This is a genomic window from Bacillota bacterium LX-D (assembly GCA_031628995.1).
GTDB lineage: Bacteria > Bacillota > DUOV01 > DUOV01 > Zhaonellaceae > JAVLUO01.
The window spans coordinates 1-4580 of the sequence record JAVLUO010000022.1 but is presented as its reverse complement, the minus strand read 5'-3'; the positions used below and the strand labels follow the sequence as shown (position 1 = coordinate 4580).

2 tRNA genes and 3 rRNA genes (1 of these 5 running past the window's edge) are annotated in these 4580 nt (G+C 49.8%); all 5 read left to right on the top strand.

The annotated features are described in order from the left end of the window. Positions 1 to 402, top strand: a 16S ribosomal RNA gene (locus tag RDV78_11260); it begins 1257 nt to the left of the window's first position. 97 nt (positions 403 to 499) lie between these two features. Next, a tRNA-Ile gene (locus RDV78_11255) sits at positions 500 to 576 on the top strand. Positions 577 to 657: 81 nt separating this feature from the next. Further along, positions 658 to 733 (top strand) — tRNA-Ala (locus RDV78_11250). Positions 734 to 925: 192 nt separating this feature from the next. Continuing rightward, positions 926 to 4411, top strand: a 23S ribosomal RNA gene (locus RDV78_11245). Positions 4412 to 4469: 58 nt separating this feature from the next. Further along, a 5S ribosomal RNA gene (gene rrf, locus RDV78_11240) occupies positions 4470 to 4580 on the top strand; the annotation flags it as partial.

Sequence of the window (4580 nt, the reverse complement as noted above, 5' to 3'; positions counted from 1 at the left end):
TGGGCACTCATAAGAGACTGCCGGTGACAAACCGGAGGAAGGTGGGGATGACGTCAAATCATCATGCCCCTTATGATCCGGGCTACACACGTGCTACAATGGGCTGTACAGAGGGAAGCGAAAGAGAGATCCGGAGCAAATCCCAAAAAGCAGCTCTCAGTTCGGATTGCAGGCTGCAACTCGCCTGCATGAAGCTGGAATCGCTAGTAATCGCGGATCAGCATGCCGCGGTGAATACGTTCCCGGGCCTTGTACACACCGCCCGTCACACCACGAAAGCTAACAACACCCGAAGCCGGTGACTTAACCTTTAGGAGAGAGCCGTCTAAGGTGGGGTTGGTGATTGGGGTGAAGTCGTAACAAGGTAGCCGTATCGGAAGGTGCGGCTGGATCACCTCCTTTCTAAGGAGCAATGTACTTGAAAGAAGTGCAAATCCCAGGTCGGTAATCGGGCAAGAAACACTGTTTAGTTCTCAGAGACTTTAACCTCTGAAAAAGAGGGCCTATAGCTCAGCTGGTCAGAGCGCACGCCTGATAAGCGTGAGGTCGGTGGTTCAAGTCCACCTAGGCCCACCATACAAGAAGTGAGAAGTGGGAAATGAGAAGTGAGAGATAAAAAACTCACCTCTAAACCCATACATCTCACATCCCAAACGTGGGGGTGTAGCTCAGCTGGGAGAGCACCTGCCTTGCAAGCAGGGGGTCAGGAGTTCGATTCTCCTCATCTCCACCACTTTTCTCATTAAGAGAAAAAGAAACACAGTTCTTTGAAAACTACACAGCGTAAGTGACTACGATAAGACGATAGAGAAAAAACAAATTTTCAATGGAAGTCTTTCTAAACGTCACGCAGGAAACAATTTACCGAGAAAAAGGTAAAAAACAGCAAAGAAAAACACGAGAGAACGTAGCTAAAGAAAAAAATGGTCAAGCTACAAAGAGCACACGGAGGATGCCTAGGCGCTAAGAGGCGAAGAAGGGCGTGGTAAGCTGCGAAAAGCTTCGGTAAGCTGCAAGCAAGCGTTGAGCCGGAGATACCCGAATGGGGCAACCCTGCGGGAGTAATATCCCGTAACCCTATGCTGAACAAAATAGGCATAGAGGAGCGAACCCGGGGAACTGAAACATCTAAGTACCCGGAGGAAGAGAAAGAATAATCGATTCCCCCAGTAGCGGCGAGCGAAGAGGGAAGAGCCCAAACCAAAAGCTAAAGCTTTTGGGGTTGAAGGACACTCAAAAAGCGAATGGAAGAGCTAGTCGAAGAGGTCTGGAAAGGCCCACCATAGGAAGTAAGAGTCTTGTAGACAAAAGCCCGAAAAGAGCGAGAGTGAATCCTGAGTACCACGGGACACGAGGAACCCTGTGGGAAGCAGGGAGGACCACCTCCCAAGGCTAAATACTCCTTAGCGACCGATAGAGAACAAGTACCGTGAGGGAAAGGTGAAAAGCACCCCGGGAGGGGAGTGAAAAAGAACCTGAAACCGTGTGCTTACAAGCAGTGGGAGTCCGGCACTTAACTTTGTTTACCAAGAGGTGATGATATGTTCTATGTATATCTCATCAAAAATGAGAAAGGCGAGATATATACAGGATATACCACAAACCTAAAGAAGAGACTGGAGTATCATAATAACGGTACTACAGTAACTACACGAGGACACCAGTGGGAAGTAGTATATTATGAAGCATATAAGTCAGAAACTGATGCACGTAATAGAGAAAAAGCCCTAAAGCGATCTGGTGCAGCAAGGAAGTGGCTAAAGGAAAGAATAAGTCACAGTTTAGAATAACCTTGGTAGGTAGAGTTAAGTGCCGGATGACCGCGTACTTTTTGTAGAACGGACCGGCGAGTTACGATAACAAGCGAGGTTAAGTAGGAAATACGGAGCCGAAGCGAAAGCGAGTCTAAAGAGGGCGAAAAGTTTGTTGTCGTAGACCCGAAACTGAGTGATCTACCCATGTGCAGGGTGAAGCGGAAGTAAAATTTCGTGGAGGCCCGAACCGACCGACGTTGAAAAGTCGGCGGATGACGTGTGGGTAGGGGTGAAATGCCAATCGAACTCAGAGATAGCTGGTTCTCCCCGAAATAGCTTTAGGGCTAGCCTCAAGGTAAGATTAATGGGGGTAGAGCACTGAATAGGCTAGGGGCCAAAACCGGTTACCGAACCTTATCAAACTGCGAATACCATTAATTATACTTGGGAGTCAGACTATGGGTGCTAAGGTCCATAGTCAAAAGGGAAACAGCCCGGACCAACAGCTAAGGTCCCTAAGTGTGAACTAAGTGGAAAAGGATGTAGAGATGCACAGACAACCAGGATGTTGGCTCAGAAGCAGCCATCATTTAAAGAGTGCGTAATAGCTCACTGGTCGAGTGGCTCTGCGCCGAAAATGTAACGGGGCTCAAGTTCACCACCGAAGCTTTGGCAAGGAAACGTGTCACTGGTGTTTTTGGGAGAAGAAAAAGCCAAGCATTTAATTTCGCAAATCAACCGATGAAAGACTAAAAAGGAATACAAAAGAGGAAAAAGATTTGCGAAGAAATGTTACCAAGGGGCTAAAGTTCAAACTCCAAAGATAGCAGTGACATGTTTCCTTGGGTAGGGGAGCGTTCTATTTGCGGGGAAGCAGTGTTGAAAAGCATTGTGGAGCGAATAGAAGTGAGAATGCCGGTATAAGTAAGCGAGAAAAGAGGTGAGAATCCTCTTCGCCGGAAACCTAAGGATTCCTGGGGAAGGCTCGTCCACCCAGGGTAAGCCGGGACCTAAGCTGAGGCCGAAAGGCGTAGGCGATGGAAAATCAGTTGAGAATCTGATGCCACCCAAAAGCCGATTGAAGGAAGGGATGACACAGGAGGGTAAGTTAAGCGCACCGTTGGTCGAGTGCGTCTAAGCCGGTAGGGCGTAAGACAGGCAAATCCGTCTTACAAAGAGCCTGAGAGGTGATGGGGAGCGAAAACAAGTAGCGAACTAACCGATCCCAAACTGTCAAGAAAAGTCTCTAACGAGGAAGATGGGTGCCCGTACCGGAAACCGACACAGGTAGGTAAGGAGAGAATCCTAAGGCGCGCGAGAGAACCTTCGTTAAGGAACTCGGCAAAATGACCCCGTAACTTCGGGAGAAGGGGTACCTCGGTATTGTGAGTATAAACCATACGAGCAAGAGGAGGTCGCAGAGAATAGGCCCAGGCGACTGTTTACCAAAAACACAGGTGCCTGCTAAATCGAAGAGATGACGTATAGGTGCTGACGCCTGCCCGGTGCTGGAAGGTTAAGGGGAAAGGTCAATCGAAAGATGAAGCTTTGAACCGAAGCCCCAGTAAACGGCGGCCGTAACTATAACGGTCCTAAGGTAGCGAAATTCCTTGTCGGGTAAGTTCCGACCCGCACGAAAGGCGTAACGATCTGGGCACTGTCTCAACGAAGGGCTCGGTGAAATTGTAGTACCGGTAAAGATGCCGGTTACCTGCGACAGGACAGAAAGACCCCGTGGAGCTTTACTGCAGCCTGACATTGGGTTTTGCTGCGTCATGTACAGGATAGGTGGGAGACATAGAAGCGAGAACGCCAGTTTTCGTGGAGTCAATGTTGGGATACCACTCTTGAAGCAGCGGAATTCTAACCTTGAGCCGTAAACCGGTTTAGGGACAGTGTCAGGTGGGCAGTTTGACTGGGGCGGTCGCCTCCCAAAGAGTAACGGAGGCGCCCAAAGGTACGTTCAGGATGGTTGGAAATCATCCGGAGAGTGTAAAGGCAGAAACGTACTTGACTGCGAGACGAACAGGTCGAGCAGGGACGAAAGTCGGGCTTAGTGATCCGGCGGTACCGAGTGGAAGGGCCGTCGCTCAACGGATAAAAGCTACCCCGGGGATAACAGGCTTATCTCCCCCAAGAGTCCACATCGACGGGGAGGTTTGGCACCTCGATGTCGGCTCATCGCATCCTGGGGCTGAAGTAGGTCCCAAGGGTTGGGCTGTTCGCCCATTAAAGCGGTACGTGAGCTGGGTTCAGAACGTCGTGAGACAGTTCGGTCCCTATCCGTCGCAGGCGTAGGAAACTTGAGAGGAGCTGCCCCTAGTACGAGAGGACCGGGGTGGACAGACCGCTGGTGTACCAGTTGTCCTGCCAAGGGCATAGCTGGGTAGCTAAGTCTGGAAGGGATAAGCACTGAAAGCATCTAAGTGCGAAGCCCGCCTCAAGATGAGGTTTCCCACCCGTCACTTAACTCAGTATTTACTTATGGATAACCGATAAATATAGTCCCGGGACAGGGATAAGGGTTAATTCATGAGTGAGTATCGAGTTAAGTGACGGGGTAAGACCCCTGGAAGAAGACCAGGTAGATAGGCTAGGAGTGAAAGAGCGGTAACGTTTGAAGCTGACTGGTACTAATAGGTCGAGGGCTTGACCATAAAAAACGCTGTGTAGTTTTGAGGGAACAAAAGTAAACTCAAAAAAAAGATAAAGATTTCTGGTGGTAATAGCGGAGGGGAACCACCCGTTCCCATCCCGAACACGGAAGTTAAGCCCTCCAGCGCCGATGGTACTAGGGAGTATTCCCTGGGAGAGCAGGTCACTGCC